This window comes from Pseudoalteromonas sp. G5_S1_14_S5, assembly GCF_054968605.1.
This window is the reverse complement of sequence record NZ_JBQKUM010000013.1, coordinates 56,054-73,422: the sequence shown is the minus strand read 5'-3', so window position 1 is coordinate 73,422 and position 17,369 is coordinate 56,054. Positions and strand designations below refer to the sequence as shown.

Annotated in this window: 20 protein-coding genes; 10 read left to right on the top strand and 10 right to left on the bottom strand. The window is 44.4% G+C overall.

Annotated elements, in window-relative coordinates; translation table 11 throughout:
- On the top strand, nucleotides 1-273 hold a 273-nt coding region (locus tag ACTRWI_RS06200), incomplete at its 5' end, for a SecY-interacting protein Syd (protein WP_499129912.1).
- A gap of 4 nt (nucleotides 274-277) precedes the next feature.
- Entirely contained in the window at nucleotides 278-1,054 is a 777-nt protein-coding gene (locus ACTRWI_RS06195) for a Zn-ribbon-containing protein (protein WP_499129911.1), read from the top strand.
- A gap of 111 nt (nucleotides 1,055-1,165) precedes the next feature.
- On the opposite strand, the gene ACTRWI_RS06190 is transcribed toward ACTRWI_RS06195, so the two are convergent.
- The 3 genes from ACTRWI_RS06190 to metN all read right to left on the bottom strand — a co-directional run bounded on the left by ACTRWI_RS06190 (nucleotide 1,166) and on the right by metN (nucleotide 3,763).
- On the bottom strand, nucleotides 1,166-1,975 hold the full coding sequence (locus ACTRWI_RS06190; protein WP_105025447.1) for a MetQ/NlpA family lipoprotein: 810 nt from the start codon (nucleotides 1,973-1,975) through the stop codon (nucleotides 1,166-1,168).
- A gap of 80 nt (nucleotides 1,976-2,055) precedes the next feature.
- Nucleotides 2,056-2,739, bottom strand: coding sequence for a methionine ABC transporter permease (locus ACTRWI_RS06185; RefSeq protein ID WP_499129910.1), 684 nt, complete (start codon nucleotides 2,737-2,739; stop codon nucleotides 2,056-2,058).
- Nucleotides 2,729-3,763, bottom strand: a complete 1,035-nt coding sequence (metN, locus tag ACTRWI_RS06180; protein WP_499129909.1) for a methionine ABC transporter ATP-binding protein MetN — start codon at nucleotides 3,761-3,763, stop codon at nucleotides 2,729-2,731. Before metN ends, ACTRWI_RS06185 begins: the two co-directional genes overlap by 11 nt.
- 240 nt (nucleotides 3,764-4,003) lie before the next feature.
- Between metN and gmhB the strand changes: the two genes are divergently transcribed.
- From gmhB to treC, 5 genes are all read left to right on the top strand, one after another.
- Nucleotides 4,004-4,555, top strand: coding sequence for a D-glycero-beta-D-manno-heptose 1,7-bisphosphate 7-phosphatase (gene gmhB, locus ACTRWI_RS06175; protein ID WP_215404345.1), 552 nt, complete (start codon nucleotides 4,004-4,006; stop codon nucleotides 4,553-4,555).
- 43 nt (nucleotides 4,556-4,598) lie between these two features.
- Nucleotides 4,599-4,934: an MliC family protein gene (locus ACTRWI_RS06170; RefSeq protein WP_499129908.1), complete on the top strand. Its 336-nt coding sequence runs from the start codon at nucleotides 4,599-4,601 to the stop codon at nucleotides 4,932-4,934.
- Nucleotides 4,935-5,023: 89 nt separating this feature from the next.
- Nucleotides 5,024-5,968: a trehalose operon repressor TreR gene (gene treR / locus ACTRWI_RS06165; RefSeq protein ID WP_499129907.1), complete on the top strand. Its 945-nt coding sequence runs from the start codon at nucleotides 5,024-5,026 to the stop codon at nucleotides 5,966-5,968.
- Between the two features lie 205 nt (nucleotides 5,969-6,173).
- A complete protein-coding gene (gene treB, locus ACTRWI_RS06160; protein WP_499129906.1) occupies nucleotides 6,174-7,598 on the top strand; it encodes a PTS trehalose transporter subunit IIBC in 1,425 nt (474 codons plus the stop codon).
- Nucleotides 7,599-7,723: 125 nt separating this feature from the next.
- On the top strand, nucleotides 7,724-9,403 hold the full coding sequence (treC, locus tag ACTRWI_RS06155) for an alpha,alpha-phosphotrehalase (RefSeq protein ID WP_499129905.1): 1,680 nt from the start codon (nucleotides 7,724-7,726) through the stop codon (nucleotides 9,401-9,403).
- Between the two features lie 233 nt (nucleotides 9,404-9,636).
- On the opposite strand, the gene ACTRWI_RS06150 is transcribed toward treC, so the two are convergent.
- Complete coding sequence (locus ACTRWI_RS06150) at nucleotides 9,637-10,239, bottom strand: YitT family protein (protein WP_499129904.1); 603 nt, start codon at nucleotides 10,237-10,239, stop codon at nucleotides 9,637-9,639.
- A 346-nt stretch (nucleotides 10,240-10,585) separates the two neighbouring features.
- On the opposite strand from ACTRWI_RS06150, the gene glyA reads away from it, so the two are divergent.
- Nucleotides 10,586-11,836, top strand: coding sequence for a serine hydroxymethyltransferase (gene glyA, locus ACTRWI_RS06145; RefSeq protein WP_499129903.1), 1,251 nt, complete (start codon nucleotides 10,586-10,588; stop codon nucleotides 11,834-11,836).
- A 375-nt stretch (nucleotides 11,837-12,211) separates the two neighbouring features.
- Here glyA and ACTRWI_RS06140 read toward each other — a convergent pair whose 3' ends face one another.
- The 6 genes from ACTRWI_RS06140 to tsaA all read right to left on the bottom strand — a co-directional run bounded on the left by ACTRWI_RS06140 (nucleotide 12,212) and on the right by tsaA (nucleotide 16,732).
- Nucleotides 12,212-12,538, bottom strand: a complete 327-nt coding sequence (locus tag ACTRWI_RS06140) for a hypothetical protein (RefSeq protein ID WP_004738554.1) — start codon at nucleotides 12,536-12,538, stop codon at nucleotides 12,212-12,214.
- A 227-nt stretch (nucleotides 12,539-12,765) separates the two neighbouring features.
- Nucleotides 12,766-12,957: a DUF4250 domain-containing protein gene (locus ACTRWI_RS06135; RefSeq protein WP_499129902.1), complete on the bottom strand. Its 192-nt coding sequence runs from the start codon at nucleotides 12,955-12,957 to the stop codon at nucleotides 12,766-12,768.
- Nucleotide 12,958: 1 nt separating this feature from the next.
- Complete coding sequence (locus ACTRWI_RS06130) at nucleotides 12,959-13,162, bottom strand: YaeP family protein (protein WP_499129901.1); 204 nt, start codon at nucleotides 13,160-13,162, stop codon at nucleotides 12,959-12,961.
- A 168-nt stretch (nucleotides 13,163-13,330) separates the two neighbouring features.
- Entirely contained in the window at nucleotides 13,331-14,014 is a 684-nt protein-coding gene (locus ACTRWI_RS06125) for a tellurite resistance TerB family protein (RefSeq protein ID WP_499129900.1), read from the bottom strand.
- 202 nt (nucleotides 14,015-14,216) lie between these two features.
- A complete protein-coding gene (locus tag ACTRWI_RS06120; protein WP_499129899.1) occupies nucleotides 14,217-15,935 on the bottom strand; it encodes a proline--tRNA ligase in 1,719 nt (572 codons plus the stop codon).
- Between the two features lie 101 nt (nucleotides 15,936-16,036).
- A complete protein-coding gene (tsaA, locus tag ACTRWI_RS06115) occupies nucleotides 16,037-16,732 on the bottom strand; it encodes a tRNA (N6-threonylcarbamoyladenosine(37)-N6)-methyltransferase TrmO (protein WP_499129898.1) in 696 nt (231 codons plus the stop codon).
- A gap of 123 nt (nucleotides 16,733-16,855) precedes the next feature.
- Here tsaA and ACTRWI_RS06110 point away from each other — a divergent pair, with 123 nt between their 5' ends.
- Together ACTRWI_RS06110 and ykgO are read left to right on the top strand one after the other, a co-directional pair.
- A complete protein-coding gene (locus tag ACTRWI_RS06110) occupies nucleotides 16,856-17,116 on the top strand; it encodes a type B 50S ribosomal protein L31 (RefSeq protein ID WP_499129897.1) in 261 nt (86 codons plus the stop codon).
- Nucleotides 17,117-17,242, top strand: coding sequence for a type B 50S ribosomal protein L36 (gene ykgO, locus ACTRWI_RS06105; RefSeq protein ID WP_005380299.1), 126 nt, complete (start codon nucleotides 17,117-17,119; stop codon nucleotides 17,240-17,242). It begins immediately after the preceding gene.
- The last annotated feature ends 127 nt before the right edge of the window (nucleotides 17,243-17,369 follow it).

The following is a 17,369-nucleotide window of genomic DNA, read 5'->3' as shown; positions in this document are numbered from 1 at the left end:
ACTTTTGACGGCAATGAGCTGACTCTTTTGCAGATTTGGAGTGATGAAGACTTCGAATGCCTGCAAGAAAACATTCTAGGTCACCTAGTGACGCAGCGTCGCTTAAAGCTGAAACCGACGGTTTTCATCGCAGCGACTGATGCAGAGCTGGATGTTATCTCTATTTGTAACTTAACTGGCAACGTGATTTTAGAGCGCTTAGGCACCAAAAATCGTGATGTACTCGCTGAGACATTGGCTGAGTTTTTAGAAAAGTTACAACCTGCGGTATAGATAGATGTACGTACTAGAACTTCAATTTGAGTGTTTTGATAACACAACGGTAAGCGCTGTCGACAAGGCGGTGAATGGCTTAATGGATGCACTGCGTTATAACGGACAAGTGCTAGGCCGTGAGTTTCCTATCGTTATGGGTGACGGCGAGTTTTACGTTCGTGTTGTCTGCCCAGAGCAAGATAGCTTACACCCGCGTAATCACTCAGATTTTGTGAAAGTGTGCTTAGATCGTCTGTCTAATGCGAGCCTGCTGACTCCTAAAATGCGCTTGCTGGGTCGAGATTTGAACTCAGAAGAAGTGGCTGAAGATGAAGCGCCTAGTTGGCAAGTACTGTACACCACTTTTGTGCATACCTGCTCACCGCTACGCAGTGGTGATAGCTTGTTGCCGATCCCACTATACCGTAACCCACCTACCTTCAATGGCGACCATAAAGCCGTGCTGAAATGGCAGACGGAATGGCAAGCTTGTGATGAAGTACAAATGGGTGGTGGTTGTCAAGCTGAACACGCGACCTTGACGGAAATCAGCGATACCAAAAGCGTACTGTTCAAACGCGGTTGGGGCTTGAGAGGACGTATTGAATATCTGACTAAGATTCCTACTTACTACTACTTGTACCGTGTGGGTGGCATTAGTTTGAAAGACGAAAAAGAGCGTAAATGTCCGCAATGTGGTGGCGAATGGCTGCTAGATGCGCCGATCCACGATATTTTCTATTTCAAGTGTGATGATTGCCGTCTGGTATCAAACATCTCTTGGGATCAGCTAAAGTAACGACGATATTTTTAGCGTGGCAGGCTCATAAGTGAGCTTCTAGTGATCGAAAAAGGGGCTGACACAATGTCAGCCCCTTTTGGTATCTATAGGGTAGTGAAGCGAGGCAGATTACCAGCCTTTAACTACGCCACCTTGGAAGATGTCAGAAGCTGCTTTGTACACTTCTTCAGTTTGGTAAGCTTTAACGAAGTTTTGTACGTTCTCAGCGTTTAGGTTCTCTTCACGAGACACAATGAGGTTCACGTATGGAGACTCTTTGTCTTCAACGAATACGCCATCTTTTTGTGGAGTAAGGTTGATAGAGCTCGCGTAAGTTGTGTTGATGATAGACAGTGCTACGTCATCAAGAGAGCGTGGTAGTTGTGCTGCGTCTAGCTCAACAATCGTTAGGTTCTTAGGGTTCTTAACGATGTCACGCACTGTTGCAAGAAGACCTGCGCCTTCACGAAGCTCAAGTAGACCTTGTTGCTCAAGAAGCAGTAGAGAACGACCTAGGTTTGTCGGATCGTTTGGTACAGCGATGCGCGCGCCATCTTGGATTTCGTCTACCGATTTCACTTCTTTAGAGTAACCAGCAATTGGGTAAACAAACGTGTTACCAGCGATTGTCAGTTTGTAACCACGGTCAGCTACTTGCTGATCTAGGTACGGTGCATGTTGGAATGCGTTGATGTCGATAGAACCGTCATCTAGTGCTGCGTTTGGTGTTACGTAATCAGTGAACGTTACTAGTTCGACATCTAGGCCGTACTTCTCTTTCGCTACTTTAGCTGCAACTTCTGCAACCTGAGCTTCAGCACCTGCCATTACGCCCACTTTTACTTTAGAAGTGTCGACTTCTTTATCACCACAACCTGCTAGAACTAGCGCTGAAGCTGCCGCTGCGATAGTTAGTAAACCTTTAAGGCTAAATTTCATAATAATCTCCTTTTAATAAATCTATTTAATTTGGTTCAGACGACTCTGTTGTTAGTTTGTTTGCGTATAAACGCTGAGTTTTATCTGTGGTCAACGCGGCGAACTAATGAATCACCGATCGATTGAATAATTTGTACAAGCACAATCAACATTACTACGGTCACTGCCATGATGGTCACATCGTAACGGTGGAATCCGTAACGAATAGCCACATCGCCTAGGCCGCCACCGCCAACCGTACCTGCCATTGCTGAGTAGCTCACTAGGGTAACGAGTGTGATGGTTACTGAGTTGATAATAGTCGGTAGTGCTTCAGGAAGCAGAACTTTGCTAATGATTTGTGTTGGTGTCGCGCCCATTGATTGCGCTGCTTCTACAAGACCTGTTGGTACTTCAAGCAGTGCACTTTCGATAAGACGAGCAACAAATGGGATTGCGCCAATAGTCAGTGGAACAATTGCCGCTGTTGTACCGATAAAGGTACCAATCAGCATCTTAGTCAGTGGGATAATCGCAACCATCAATACCAAGAAAGGTACTGAACGGCCTACGTTGACTACCGCACCAAGAATTTGGTTAAGCTTAGTGTTTTCTAGCAAACTGCCTTTTTTGGTGGTGTGTAGAATCACGCCTAGGGGAATACCGACAGCAAAGCCAACAATGCCTGCCACAGCAACCATGTAAAGTGTTTCGCCAGTTGCTTCTAATAGAAGGTTACCGTTAAGGCTGATCCAGTCAGCAATCTCGTTGAAACTAAAGGACATAACCAAGCACCTCTACTTTTACATTGTTATCGCGTAGGAAATGGATAGCAGCATTATCATCTGCTTCGTTGCCGAACAGTTCAGCTACCATCATGCCGAACTTCACGCCGCCAGCGTAATCAAGATCAGAACTTAGAATGCTGACATCGATATTAAATTTACGAGCGATTTGCGTCATTAGTGGAGCATCAACGGTTGCACCTGTGAACTCAAGGCGTACCAGAGGGTAACTGCCATCTACTCGAGTTTCTTGCAAGCGTGCTTGGTAATCTTCAGGGATCGTTAGATCTAAGGTTGAACGAATAAATTGATGCGCTAACTCAGTCTTAGGATGCGCAAAGATGTCGCCAACCGTGCCTTTCTCTACCAATTCACCACCACCGATGATCGCCACTTCGTGACAGATGCTCTTCACCACATCCATTTCATGCGTAATAAGCAGAATAGTAATGTGTAGCTTACGGTTGATTTCACGCAGTAGTTCAAGAATCGATTGAGTAGTTGCAGGATCCAGAGCGCTGGTCGCTTCATCACACAGTAGTACTTTCGGGTCTGATGCCAGTGCACGAGCAATCGCGACACGCTGCTTTTGACCGCCACTTAGATTTGCAGGGTAAGTATCACGCTTGTCTGCAAGGCCAACCAGTTCAAGGAGCTCACTGACTTTCGCTTCAATAACCGCTTTATCTTTACCTGCTAGCTCTAGAGGCAGTGCTACATTGTTAAATACAGTACGAGAAGACAGCAGGTTGAAGTGCTGGAAAATCATGCCGATGTTACGGCGTGCTTCGCTCAGTTCTGATTTGCTGAGCTTTGTTAGGTCGATACCGTCAACAATCACTTCACCTGAAGTTGGGGCTTCCAACATATTTACACAGCGGATTAGAGTACTTTTGCCTGCACCTGAAGAGCCGATGACTCCAAAGATTTGACCTTGAGGAATGTGGAGGTTGATATCAATTAAGGCATTGATCTCTTTAGTGCCTTGATAAAAAACCTTATTGACTTGATTCACTTTAATCATAGAGAAACCCGTGCAGGTAGAACAGAATAATATGTCGATAGCTCGCTCGATTTACGGATGATGCTATGGTGTTCCGTGATCTAAGTCAATAGATATTTTTACGTCTAGATGGCTAAACGTAGATTGTATTGCCGAGGTGGAAACAAATCGTTAACGAGCGCAAAACTAAATAGATAGTGATGAAGCAAATAAAGCGTGTAATAATTAATGATTAATAGAGAGTTGATAGAGAACAAAATTTTGTCTAAACCTGCTGTTTTTTTAGATCGTGATGGTGTGATTAACGTTGATCACGGCTACGTACATGATGAGCATGATTTTGAATACATCGATGGTGTGTTTGAAGCGGCGAAAGCGTTTAAAGATATGGGTTATTTATTGGTGCTTGTGACGAACCAGTCTGGTATTGCTCGCGGCATGTTTAGTGAAGACCGTTTTCTCTCTTTAACGCAGTGGATGGATTGGAACTTTGTCGATAATGGCGTTGAGTTAGATGGTATTTACTACTGCCCTCACCACGCTGAACATGGCATTGGTGACTACAAGCAAGATTGTGAGTGTCGTAAGCCAAAGCCTGGTATGTTCATTTCTGCGCGCGACTTTCTCAAGATTGATATGGCTAACTCTGTAATGATCGGCGATAAAGCTGAAGACATGATGGCTGCAGAAGCGGCAGGTGTTGGTACTAAGGTATTGGTAAGAACCGGTAAACCAATCACTGAAAAGGGTGAAGCCTTGGCAAGTGTTGTCCTTGATAGCATTGCGGACGTGCCTGCTTTCCTAAAAGGCTAAGACATTTCACTACCTTCAACGGTATAAAGATGAGGAACGAAGTATGAAAGCTATGTTAGTAGCATCTCTATGTACGTTAGCATTAATGGGTTGCTCTAAATCAGCAGCGCCTGACAGTGCTACATCGGACAATCAATTCGTGACTTATCAATGTGAGTCTGACGTTTCATTTGAAGTGGCTTACCTTGATAATGAAAAAGCGGTATTACGTTTACCTGAAAATGAATACCGTCTGACTCAAGTAGCGGCTGGTTCTGGAACCAAGTACATCTTAGATGATGGTACTGGAGAGTTAATCAACAGCGTTACTTTACGTACCAAAGGTGATAACGCACGCCTAGAACTTGGTCGTGTGGTGTATCGAAACTGCAGCAAGTAAGCCATCTTTAATCGCAAAAATTTACAAACAGTTAAGTGAGGGAGTATGCCCTCACTGCTTCTTTTCCTTCCTTTGACGTTAGACTTATTATGAGCAAAAAACTCACTATTCTTGATATTGCTAAGCTGTCTGGTGTTGGTAAGTCGACCGTATCTCGCGTTCTGACCAATGATCCTAAAGTGAAACCTGAAACCCGTGAAAGGGTAGAAAGAGTAATTCAAGAATCTGGGTATACGCCTTCAAAGTCTGCGCAGTCGATGCGTGGTGGCAGCCAAAAAGTGATTGGCGTGATCATCTCTCGTTTGGATTCTCCTTCTGAAAACAAAGCCGTCAGCACCATGCTGTCTGAGTTGTACCAAGCGGGCTACGATGTCGTGATCATGGAAAGCCAGCTCGACAGAGAAAAAGCCAACGAGCACCTGCAGGTTCTAAAGCGCCGTAATGTTGATGGAATCATTGTGTTTGGTTTTACGGATTGCGATATTCCTGCGATCGAAGCGTGGGGACACAAAGCAGTGGTCATTGCGCTGGACACAGAGAACGTAACCTCGATTAACTATGACAACCAGCAGGTGATCAATCGGGCGTTGGCGTATTTAACGGATCAGGGGATCTCTGATATCGGTTTTGTTGGAGTGGATCCTAGTGATAAATCAACCGGTGAACTTCGTCTAAAGGCTTACCTCGATTGGTGCGAGCGCAGTGGAGTGATAGCGAACTATCGTACTGGTCAACTTCATCATGAAAGCGCTTATCAGTTAGTGGATGAAGTACTCACTCCAACGACTCAAGCGATTGTCTGTGCCAGCGATACTCTTGCTCTTGGGGTCATCAAGCGCTTGCAAGAACGACAACGTGAAGATGTGGTGGTGACTGGCGTCGGCGGTAACGATCTTCTTTCTTTCTTATTCCCTCGGGTCTTTAGTATTGACCCGGGCTACCAATCGGCGGGTAAACTAGCCGCTAATCTATTGATCTCTCAACTTTTAGGTAACACAGTGATCTCTCATCACACCCAATCACCGATTCAATAATCTACTCAACTAAGCGAAACTGAGCCGCTTAGATGAAAATTAGATTGTGATCCTTTTCAATTAATGGGACTGTTCCCATTTTAATTTTTCATTCAGCTAGGTATTATAATAACCAATTTTGGGAATGTTCCCATCAGGTCTGAATCTGAGTGGTTATGACTCAATGATTTAGATGAGTCATTGAATAAAACCAGGGTGGGGTAGTATGAGTAAGATAGCGAAGCAAGATATTGCGCGTCTTATCGAGTTAGTTGGTGGTAAAGAGAATATTGCGAGTGTCAGCCACTGTCTGACTCGACTACGTTTCGTATTGAATGAGACAGATCAGGCAAATAAAGTAGAACTCGAAAAGCTCAAGCTAGTAAAAGGCTGCTTTACTAACGCAGGCCAATTTCAAGTGGTGATTGGCACCGAAGTTGACGAAGTGTATGCACTGCTGATTGAGCAAACGGGCAAAGAGGCCTCATCAAAAGATGAAGCGAAATTGGCTGCTCGTCAGAACATGAACTTCCTTGAGCGTGGTATCTCCCATTTAGCCGAAATTTTTGTGCCACTGCTGCCTGCCATTATTACTGGTGGTTTGATTCTTGGTTTCCGTAATGTGATTGGCGACATTCGCATGTTCGATGGCAAAACCTTAGTTGAAATCAGCCAATTCTGGGCAACCGTTCACTCTTTCTTATGGCTGATTGGCGAAGCGATTTTCTTCTTCCTACCGGTTGGTGTGTGTTGGGCGACGGTTAAGAAGCTCGGCGGAACCCCTATTTTGGGTATCACGCTCGGTGTGACCTTAGTGTCGCCGCAGCTTATGAACGCTTACATGATAGGTAAAGCCGTTCCTGAAGTGTGGGACTTTGGCTTTTTTGTGATTGAGAAAGTTGGGTACCAAGCACAGGTGATCCCTGCGATGCTCGCGGGTGTGGCATTAGCCTTCATTGAAACCAACCTTAAGCGCATCGTGCCAGCTTACTTGTACCTTGTAGTTGTGCCATTTGTGTCGATCATTTTGTCTGTGATTCTGGCTCACGCCTTTATTGGTCCATTCGGCCGTATGCTAGGTGATGGCGTCGCATTCGCAGCGAAAGCAGCCATGACCGGAGACTTTGCGATTCTTGGTTCAGTGATATTTGGCTTCCTTTACGCACCTTTGGTTATCACGGGTATTCATCATACGACTAACGCAGTCGATTTGCAGTTGATGCAAGACTTAGGCGGCACACCAATTTGGCCTCTGATTGCGCTATCTAACATTGCACAAGCTTCAGCGGTTGTTGGCATCATTATCTTGAGTAAACGCGAAGGTGAGCGAGACATCTCGGTTCCAGCTGCAATCTCTGCCTATTTAGGTGTGACAGAGCCTGCGATGTACGGCATCAACCTTAAATACAAATTCCCAATGCTGAGCGCAATGATTGGTAGTGCCGTAGCAGCTGCTATTTGTGGTAGCGCAGGCGTGATGGCGAACGGCATCGGTGTGGGCGGCTTGCCGGGTATCTTGTCGATTCAACCGCAATATTGGTCTGTTTATTTAGTGGCGATGTTGGTGGCGATTGTATTGCCAGTGACCTTAACGCTGTTCTTCTATAAGCGTGCACAGTCAAAAGGTGAGCTCGAAACAGCAAACGCGTAGTGCATCATATCAGCGGTGACTTCAATCCAGTCATCGCTTTTTTCCTTAGAAACGACTTCTATCGACCATGTGAACATGGTGATTTTTATTTATTATTTTTTGGTAAGTGAGTGTTAGAGATGGCGATGACTGAACATGATGAAAGCTGGTGGAAAACCGCAACCATCTATCAAATCTACCCAAAGAGCTTTTGTGACAGCGGTAGTAAAGGTACTGGTGATATCAAAGGGATCATTTCGAAACTGGACTACCTCAAACACTTGAGTGTTGATGCGATTTGGTTAACTCCAGTATACGCATCACCCATGATCGATAACGGCTATGATATTTCAGATTACTACGCGATTAACCCTCAATTTGGCACCATGGAAGATTTCGATCTGTTGCTGGCTGAAGCGCATCAGCGTGGGATTCGTATCGTGATGGATATTGTGGTTAACCATACCTCCACTGAGCATGCATGGTTCCAATCTGCATTGGGTGATAAAAAAAGCCCTTATCGTGATTACTACATTTGGAAAGAGCCTGTAAACGGCCAAGCACCAACTAACTGGCAATCCAAATTTGGCGGTAATGCATGGGCGTTAGACGAAGCGACTGGTCAATATTACCTTCACCTGTTTGCCAAGGAGCAGGCCGACCTGAACTGGGAGAATCCGGTCGTGCGTGAAGAAGTGAAAGACGTTATCAGCTTCTGGGCTGAGAAGGGCGTCGACGGCTTCCGCTTGGACGTGATTAACCTGATTTCAAAGCAGCAAGATTTCCCTAATGATGATATCGGTGATGGTCGCCGTTTTTACACAGACGGCCCGCGTGTGCATGAATATTTAAAAGAGATTAGCGAAGCGGTATTCCAGAAATATGGCAGCGTGACAGTAGGCGAGATGTCCTCAACCACATTGGAGCACTGTCAGCAGTATTCCAAAATTGATAACAGCGAGTTATCGATGGTGTTTAACTTTCACCATCTTAAGGTAGATTACACCAATGGTGAGAAATGGACCAATGCACCATTTGATTTCTTAAAACTCAAATCGATCTTCAACCATTGGCAAACAGGCTTAAATGGGAAAGGCTGGGGTGCACTGTTTTGGTGTAACCATGACCAACCGCGAGTGGTGAGCCGTTTAGGTGATGACAAGAACTACCGTGTTGAGTCGGCTAAAATGCTGGCGGCGTCTATCCACATGATGCAAGGCACACCTTATATCTATCAAGGTGAAGAGATTGGTATGACGAACCCAGATTATACCGAAATCAGTCAGTATCGCGATGTAGAGAGTACTAACATGTACGATATCATGGTTAATCGCGATGGCGTGGATCATCAAGATATGATGGCGATTCTAGCGCAGAAGTCTCGTGATAACTCTCGTACACCGATGCAATGGAATAGCGAAGCGCACGCGGGCTTTTCAAAAGCTCAGCCATGGCTGGATGTTGCGAACAACTACCCTGAGATCAATGCAGGGCAAGCTCTGAAAGATAAAGATTCGGTGTTCTATTTCTACAAGAGTTTGATTGAACTTCGTAAAGAAGTGCCTGTGATTACGCATGGTAGTTATCAAGATTTGCTACCTGAGCATCCATCGGTATTTGCGTATTCTCGCGAGAGTGAAGAGCAAACTCTACTATGCATTAATAACTATTATGGTGAAGAGACAGAATGTGCTTTACCTGAGCGTTTTGAGATGACAAATGTCAAGTGCTTGCTTTCTAACTATCAAGAGACAGACGATTCAGTAACATCGCATTATCAAGTATTGCGTCCTTACGAGACTCGTATTTTGTTGATTGAGGGCTAGCTAGTCAGTTCACTTTATTAGGGTCTACCTGATCAAAAAATCAAGCGCATGACCTTTAGTATCCCAGTTGGTCATAAGCTTACCATCAAGGCTTTGGATTGCTCCACTTACATTTATTCAATCTGTCTAATCTTTAAGTGAGCTATTTGTGCTGGATAGGGTGCGCAAAAGCTAAATACTAGCTGTTTTCGTTATGAAAGACAGCTAGTAATTCATTGATTGGATAGCTGGTATTAAGACGCGTAGTTCACAGAATAGCGCGTTGGCTTATGATTCATCGCTAGTACGATATTCAATACCGCTGTACCTAGCACTGACACTGCAATCACCCAAGGCGATACAAAGAAGAACGAGGCAAACAGAATACACGCGTCGATCGCCATTTGAGTTTTACCCACTGAGATGCCGTAGCGATCTTGAATAAACAAACACAAGACGTTGAAGCCACCCAGGCTAGAACGATGACGGAACAGAATCAGCATACCTAAGCCCATCAATAAGCCACCGGCAACGGCGCAGTAGATCTCATTATGAACTTCGAGCGAAATAACCAAGTATAAATGATCGGCAAATACAGACACTAAAGCGCCGGAAATTGCACTGCTGATCGCAAAGCTGCAGCCAAAACGCTTCCATGCTAATAAATAGAATGGACAGTTAGCGGCAAAGTATAAAATACCAAAGGTTACAGGCAAAAATTGACTCAACAGTAGAGCCAAACCAGTTGTACCACCGGTAAGCAGATTCGCAGACTGTAAAAAGAAGACGCCTAACGCTACTAAAAACGTGCCCGTCAGGACTGCAATCCAATCTTCTTTACGTGAGTGTTTTTCCATCGTTTTAATAATTACCTAATCAATAAAGGCGTGCATAGTAGTTAAAAACTTAAGCTTTCGGTAGCTAGAGGTCCAAAATTAAGGTAAACCTATGTAATCTGCGTTTTACAGGGTGTAAATCGTAAAATTGACAGTAAGGGACATCTTTGGTTGGATAAGCCGATAACCATGATGAATCTTATTTGTGATTATGAAAAAACTGCATGATAAAATTGCAATTAGCTCTTTATGACCCAGATCAAATTCTGTAGAATGCGTCACATCAAAATGGTGACGGAAACGTTTGCTTTCGGTCATTGTGTGGTTTTTTTGAAACTTTCAGTACAATCTGAGTCAGGAGATACAGATGCTTAAGCGTGACATGAACATTGCTGATTACGATGCGGATCTATTCGCAGCTATCCAAGAAGAAACTCTTCGTCAGGAAGAGCACATCGAACTTATCGCTTCAGAAAACTACACAAGCCCACGTGTAATGGAAGCTCAAGGTTCTCAGCTAACAAACAAATACGCTGAAGGCTACCCAGGCAAGCGTTATTACGGTGGTTGTGAGTACGTAGATAAAGTTGAAACTCTAGCAATTGAACGTGCATGTGAGCTGTTTGGTGCTGAGTACGCTAACGTACAGCCTCACTCAGGCTCTCAAGCAAACAACGCTGTATACATGGCGCTACTGAACGCAGGCGATACCGTTCTAGGTATGAGCCTAGCGCACGGTGGTCACCTAACTCACGGTTCTCCAGTAAACTTCTCTGGTAAGCTTTACAACATCATCCCTTACGGTATCGACGAAGCAGGTCAAATCGATTACGAAGAGATGGAAAAGCTGGCTATCGAGAACAAGCCTAAGATGATCATCGGTGGTTTCTCTGCTTACTCTCAAATCTGTGATTGGAAGCGCATGCGTGAGATCGCGGACAAAGTAGGTGCTTACCTATTCGTAGATATGGCTCACGTAGCTGGTCTAATCGCAGCAGGTGTTTACCCGAACCCAGTTCCACACGCGCACGTTGTTACAACAACAACGCACAAAACGCTAGCAGGCCCACGTGGCGGTCTAATCCTTTCTAACGAAGGCGAAGATCTTTACAAGAAGCTGAACTCAGCAGTATTCCCTGGCGGCCAAGGTGGTCCTCTAATGCACGTTATCGCTGGTAAAGCAGTAGCGTTCAAAGAAGCACTAGAGCCAGAATTCAAAGAGTACCAAGCACGCGTAGTTGCTAACGCAAAAGCAATGGTTGCTGAATTCCTTGAGCGTGGTTACAACATCGTTTCAGGTTCTACAGAGAACCACCTGTTCTTAGTTGACCTAATCAACAAAGACATCACTGGTAAAGAAGCAGATGCAGCACTAGGTGCAGCAAACATCACTGTAAACAAGAACTCAGTACCAAACGACCCGCGCAGCCCGTTTGTAACGTCAGGTATCCGTATCGGTTCTCCTTCTATCACTCGTCGCGGTTTCTCAGAAGCAGACGCAAAAGAGCTAGCAGGTTGGATCTGTGACATCCTAGATAACATGGGTGATGAGTCTGTTATCGAAGCGACAAAAGCAAAAGTGCTAGAAATCTGTCAGCGTCTACCGGTTTACGCTTAATTTTTTCTTATTAGTAATTTGAACTTCGTTGTCGAGCATGTTCACTTACATTCGTAAGCTCCGCGTACTCTCCTAGAATTTCAAACAACTACTTTGAAAAACGATAATAAAAAAGGCTCCTTCTATAGGAGCTTTTTTATTGGCATAGAAATGTTTAGAGAGTGAAAGAATTTCTGTGTCGCACATACTCATTTGCTAGCGCAAACTCCGTGAGAGCTCCTTGAACTTCGCTCATCTACTTTGAAAAGAGCTTTTAAAGGTCCCTTTTGGGGCCTTTTTGTATCTGGTGACTGGTGGTTTTGAGAGTAGAGAAAGGCAGGCTCTAAAAAGGGCTAATGCTTTCACATTAACCCTTTGTGTTTGTTTGTGTTGGTTCTATTTTTTGATGCTAAGCAGGGTGCCTGATTTACACTTGAACGAGTAGTAATTACGGCTTTCGTTAAATTTACCTAGGCCTTCGCCATCACAGTAATCGATGTTGATTTCGCGCATCACCTCTAGTGTATCTTCGCTGTTTAAAGCGAACTTAGAGCCATCAGAACAGACGATACGTACTCTTTCATCATGGCTTACAGAGTAAATATCGACTTCGGTATTACACAGCTCAAAAGAGGCTTCACGAAAATTGTCTTGCTGAGTATTTGAAGCACAACCCGCTGTAAGAGCTGCAGTAAACACTGTTAAAAGTCCGAGTCTTTTCATTGTTAATCCTTCGCGATCATCAAGTTGGTTGATGATTTATTATTTGCTATTTGAGGTAGACTATACAACTACACGTTACGATTCAAGGCGCGTTCTTAGAGTCTAAGATATAAAAAGAGAGTCAAGAGGAGATAATTTATATTCTGTAGGCTATGTTGGTTGAAACTTATACCTATAAAAAGACCAACATCGAGTTGGCCTTTATTTATCAATCTGAATTTACATCATTATCTAAACTGTTTTGCTTCTGGCAGGTATTCAAAACCCGCAGAGGCGAGTTTAGAGATTAATGCTGCTTTGTCGATTTCATAGAAGTTAACCACTTGGTCCAAGTCTCCGCCGAAGTCGTCACGTAGTTTCATGTTGACGATGCTCATCAACATAACAGGATCCATCTTTTCAAAATTAGAGAGGTTCATATTAGTCCTCGAAATCTGAAATGAGTAGGTTAGCAGCTGCAAATGCTGCGCGTTCGCGAGCTTCTTTAGGAAGAGACTCATCTGCTGCAAGGTCGTTTAACGTTTTTAAAGCACAAGTGATCGCTTGAGGGATGTAGCCTTGGTCACCACTACCAATTTGAGAGTACAGTTCACGTACCAAATCACAACAATCGTATACTTTCATTTTTATACCTAACCCAATGATAACTGATCTCAATATACACATAGAGATAAGCAAAAACAAAGCGGATCTGAAGAAGATCAGAGTTAGTTTGTCCTTGCTCAATATCTCATTTTATTGCGTTTCGGTTTGTCACGTTATTAGGTGACCAGTTAACCAGTGATTGGTCGACTAGCCCGCGACTTGCTGCTCCAGCTGGTATTTCACTTCATCTGCAAGGTTGAGTTGCTTGGCGAGCTCTTTGAGATAAGCCTTTTCCATGAAGTTCTGCTCATCAGCCACAATCAAAGAGGCTAAGTAGATCTCACTGGCTTGTTGCGGTGAGCTTGCGAGTTGAGCGATTTCGCTTGGGTCGAGCGTCTTGTGCAGCTCTTCAGACACTAACTTAGTCAGCTGATAATCTGCGCCCATGTTTTCGACGGCTTGTTCAATTTTAGCCATCTCTTGCTCATCGACATGACCGTCCGCTTTAGAAGCCGCAATCATAGAGCGTAGAATAAGTAGGTTATGACAAGCATCTTGCTCATCAAAGGTGGCTTGAGGAGAGGAGTCCGGTGTACCTTGTTTGGTTTGGTAATCGTTATATACCTTGTATGCCAATGCACCAAGTGCTGCTGCTCCACCAATACCAACGGCCTTCTTGCCAATCTTCTTGGTTTTCTTCGAGCCCATGAGAGCTCCTAGCAACCCGCCGCCAACTGCTCCTGCACCTAATAGACCAAGTGTACTTTTGTTACTGTCTTTACTGCCCTGTTTAGGGCCGCTTAGGCCAGATGAGCTTTGTGAGAGTTTCTGAGTGCCTTGTTTAACAAGGTCTGACTTAAGTGCTTGGTTAAGTAGGCTTTTAAGATCCATCGATACCTCCAATGGTAAACGCGTCTAATGAGTTGATGAACCTAATATACGTAATTAAAGATGAACCGGGGATTAACTTACGTTATTTACTTTATCGAGAAATGAGAGAGTGAGTGAAGGTGAATAGGAGGAATAAAAAAGGCCACCAGATGGCAGCCTTCTATTATTTGCTTTGCAAGGTCACTTACTTGACAGAGTTTGCTTATTTAGCAAATTGAGAAGTAACGTGTTCAACGATTGAATCGATAGCAACAGCTTCTTTAGTACCAGCACGACGGTTCTTGTACTCGAAGTTACCTTCTTTCATTGAGCGGTCGCCGATCACGATAGTGTGAGGGATACCAATTAGCTCGATGTCAGAGAACATTACACCTGGACGTTCTTTACGGTCATCGAATAGTACTTCGATACCCATAGCTGTTAGTTCAGCGTATAGCTTCTCAGCTGCTTCTTTAACTTCTTCAGACTTGTGCATGTTCATAGGAACGATAGCAACTTGGAAAGGCGCTAGTGCGTCTGGCCAGATGATGCCGTATTTGTCATGGTTCTGCTCGATTGCAGAAGCAACAACACGTGATACACCGATACCGTAACAACCCATCTCAAGGATAACGTTCTTACCGTCAGGGCCAAGTACACCACAGTTCATTGCTTGTGAGTAAACGTTACCCAGTTGGAAGATGTGACCAACTTCGATACCACGTTTAAGCTGAAGCGTACCTTTGCCACATGGGCTTAGGTCGCCTTCGATTACGTTACGTAGGTCTTCTACTTGAGCAAGCTCAACGTCACGACCCCAGTTGATACCGAAATAGTGCTTACCGTCTGCGTTTGCACCCGCGCCGAAGTCGCTCATTACAGCAACAGAGCGGTCAACGATGAATGGTAGCTCTAGGCCTACAGGGCCAAGTGAACCTGGGCCAGCGCCAACGAGTGCACGAATTTCTTCTTCAGAAGCCATCTCTAGTGGAGAAGCAACCTGTGGAAGGTTTTCCGCTTTCACTTCGTTCAGTTCGTGGTCGCCACGGATGATTAGAGCAATGATGTCTGAATCTACTTCATCAGAAGCTTTAACGAATAGAGTCTTAACGGTTTTCTCGATTGCTAGACCGTGTTGCTCTACCAATTCTGCGATAGTTTTCGCGTTTGGAGTATCAACCAGTTCCATCTCTTGAGTTGGTACAGCAGCTTCTTCAGTTGGAGCAAGTGCTTCAGCTTTCTCGATGTTTGCTGCGTAATCAGATTCTGTAGAGAATGCGATTAGGTCTTCGCCGCTTTCAGCTAGTACGTGGAACTCTTGAGAACCACTACCACCGATAGCGCCTGAGTCTGCTAGTACTGGACGGTACTCAAGGCCCATGCGGTCGAATGCATTACAGTAAGCATCGTGCATCGCTTGGTAAGACTTTTCTAAGCCTTCTTTGTCGATGTCGAAGCTGTACGCATCCATCATAGAGAATTCACGAGCACGCATAACCCCAAAACGTGGACGACGCTCATCACGGAACTTAGTTTGAATCTGGTACAAGTTCAGTGGCAGTTGTTTGTACGAGTTTACTTCGTTACGAACTAGGCTAGTGATTACTTCTTCAGCTGTTGGGCTAAGAACAAACGGACGAGAATGACGGTCAGTAAAGCGCAGTAGTTCTGGGCCCATTTTTTCGCTACGACCAGTCTCTTCCCATAGCTCAAACGGCTGCACTACGGGCATTAAAGTCTCAACTGCACCTGCATTATCGATCTCTTGGCGAACGATGTTTTCGACTTTACGCAGTACACGCAGACCGGTAGGTAGCCAAGTGTATAAACCTGAAGCTAGCTTACGGATCATACCTGCACGTAGCATCAGCTGGTGGCTGATAACTTCTGCGTCGTTTGGAGTCTCTTTCAGAGTAGAAAGAAGATAGTTACTGGTACGCATTCTATGGTATCCGTTTCATCATTAATAAAAGTAAATTTACTGCTGCTATTGGCAGCAGTAAATCCGATATAGCCGTATATAATATCAGCCTATTTGGGATCTCAAAAGCGTTCAATGTCAGTTACATTGATGAAAAGCGCCTCAACAACGAATTTTACGTTGAGATCGAACAAATTTACCGCATATTCCTTGTTGTCTGTTTTGCCTTTCTTATAGGCGGGGCGAGGATCTTGGCCTAATACCTCTTTGATCACTTGAATAATATGGCGCGCCTCTGGGTGCTGTGCTAGTTTGCTTTGTGCCTGCTGTGAAAAGTTAACCTCTAACACCTCTGGCTCTTCGGCTGCAAACCCTCCCTGTGCATCCGGAATGGAATCGGAGTAGGGGATGTAAGGCTTGATGTCGATAATTGGTGTCCCGTCGACTAAATCGACACTGCCAAGGTCTAGCCAAGTTTGCCCTTTATCTTGAGATACGCCTTTTAACTCTACCGCTGACATGCCAATTCCATTGGGTCTGAATGTGGCTCGAGATGCAAAAACCCCAATACGTTCATTACCACCCAGTCGAGGTGGCCTCACCGTAGGCTTCCAGCCTGCTTCAAGGTTTTTGTCGAACAGAAATAGGAGCCACACATGGCTGAATTGCTTGATGTTGCGAACCGACTCTAGGCAGTTTGAAGCGTCAACAAGCCTTACTCTAGAGGTTGATGTCGGCACCAACCTAGGCTGCCTTGGCACCGCGAACTTCTCTTTATAGGGAGATTCTATAAAGCCAATAGGTTCTATGGAGTACATGGGGGAAGGTTCTCTAATTACGATCTATGACCGGAAAATATCATAAATTAACTTGCCTTTCATTTGATAATTATTATCATTTGTCATGTTATAACATATCAAATAATAGTTTAGGGGAAACAAATGAAACCAAATATCCATCCTGATTACCGCACCGTGGTTTTTCATGATACCAGTGTTGATGAATACTTCTTGATAGGTTCAACCTTGAAAACAGACCGCACTATCGAATGGGAAGATGGTAATACTTATCCTTACTTCACTATTGAAGTGTCTTCAAAGTCTCATCCTTTCTATACAGGTAAGCAACGAGTGATTCATAAAGAAGGTCGTGTGGCGAACTTTACTCGCCGCTTTGGTCAATTTGGTAAGGGAGCTAAATAGATGAAGGTTGTAAAATCACTTAAAAGTGCCAAGAGCCGTCACCCAGATTGTCAAATCGTTAAGCGTAGAGGACGCCTCTATGTAATCTGCAAAACCAACCCAAGGTTCAAAGCGGTACAAAAATAAACAGTCAATTAGTTTCGGCACGCCTGTAAAAAATGAGGGGAAAGTCAAACTTTATTCATTTAACGTTTTTTCTTTTCCTTCATATGCAAGTTGATTAAATACCGAGTGGCTACTTATCGTACGATGA

Bases quoted from the DNA above. Each gene is read 5' to 3' on its own strand.
- ACTRWI_RS06195 (WP_499129911.1), top strand. From the start codon at position 278: ATGTACGTACTAGAACTTCAATTTGAGTGTTTTGATAACACAACGGTA.
- ACTRWI_RS06190 (WP_105025447.1), bottom strand. From the start codon at position 1,975: ATGAAATTTAGCCTTAAAGGTTTACTAACTATCGCAGCGGCAGCTTCA.
- ACTRWI_RS06185 (WP_499129910.1), bottom strand. From the start codon at position 2,739: ATGTCCTTTAGTTTCAACGAGATTGCTGACTGGATCAGCCTTAACGGT.
- metN (WP_499129909.1), bottom strand. From the start codon at position 3,763: ATGATTAAAGTGAATCAAGTCAATAAGGTTTTTTATCAAGGCACTAAA.
- ACTRWI_RS06170 (WP_499129908.1), top strand. From the start codon at position 4,599: ATGAAAGCTATGTTAGTAGCATCTCTATGTACGTTAGCATTAATGGGT.
- treR (WP_499129907.1), top strand. From the start codon at position 5,024: ATGAGCAAAAAACTCACTATTCTTGATATTGCTAAGCTGTCTGGTGTT.
- treB (WP_499129906.1), top strand. From the start codon at position 6,174: ATGAGTAAGATAGCGAAGCAAGATATTGCGCGTCTTATCGAGTTAGTT.
- treC (WP_499129905.1), top strand. From the start codon at position 7,724: ATGACTGAACATGATGAAAGCTGGTGGAAAACCGCAACCATCTATCAA.
- ACTRWI_RS06150 (WP_499129904.1), bottom strand. From the start codon at position 10,239: ATGGAAAAACACTCACGTAAAGAAGATTGGATTGCAGTCCTGACGGGC.
- glyA (WP_499129903.1), top strand. From the start codon at position 10,586: ATGCTTAAGCGTGACATGAACATTGCTGATTACGATGCGGATCTATTC.
- ACTRWI_RS06140 (WP_004738554.1), bottom strand. From the start codon at position 12,538: ATGAAAAGACTCGGACTTTTAACAGTGTTTACTGCAGCTCTTACAGCG.
- ACTRWI_RS06135 (WP_499129902.1), bottom strand. From the start codon at position 12,957: ATGAACCTCTCTAATTTTGAAAAGATGGATCCTGTTATGTTGATGAGC.
- ACTRWI_RS06130 (WP_499129901.1), bottom strand. From the start codon at position 13,162: ATGAAAGTATACGATTGTTGTGATTTGGTACGTGAACTGTACTCTCAA.
- ACTRWI_RS06125 (WP_499129900.1), bottom strand. From the start codon at position 14,014: ATGGATCTTAAAAGCCTACTTAACCAAGCACTTAAGTCAGACCTTGTT.
- ACTRWI_RS06120 (WP_499129899.1), bottom strand. From the start codon at position 15,935: ATGCGTACCAGTAACTATCTTCTTTCTACTCTGAAAGAGACTCCAAAC.
- tsaA (WP_499129898.1), bottom strand. From the start codon at position 16,732: ATGTACTCCATAGAACCTATTGGCTTTATAGAATCTCCCTATAAAGAG.
- ACTRWI_RS06110 (WP_499129897.1), top strand. From the start codon at position 16,856: ATGAAACCAAATATCCATCCTGATTACCGCACCGTGGTTTTTCATGAT.
- ykgO (WP_005380299.1), top strand. From the start codon at position 17,117: ATGAAGGTTGTAAAATCACTTAAAAGTGCCAAGAGCCGTCACCCAGAT.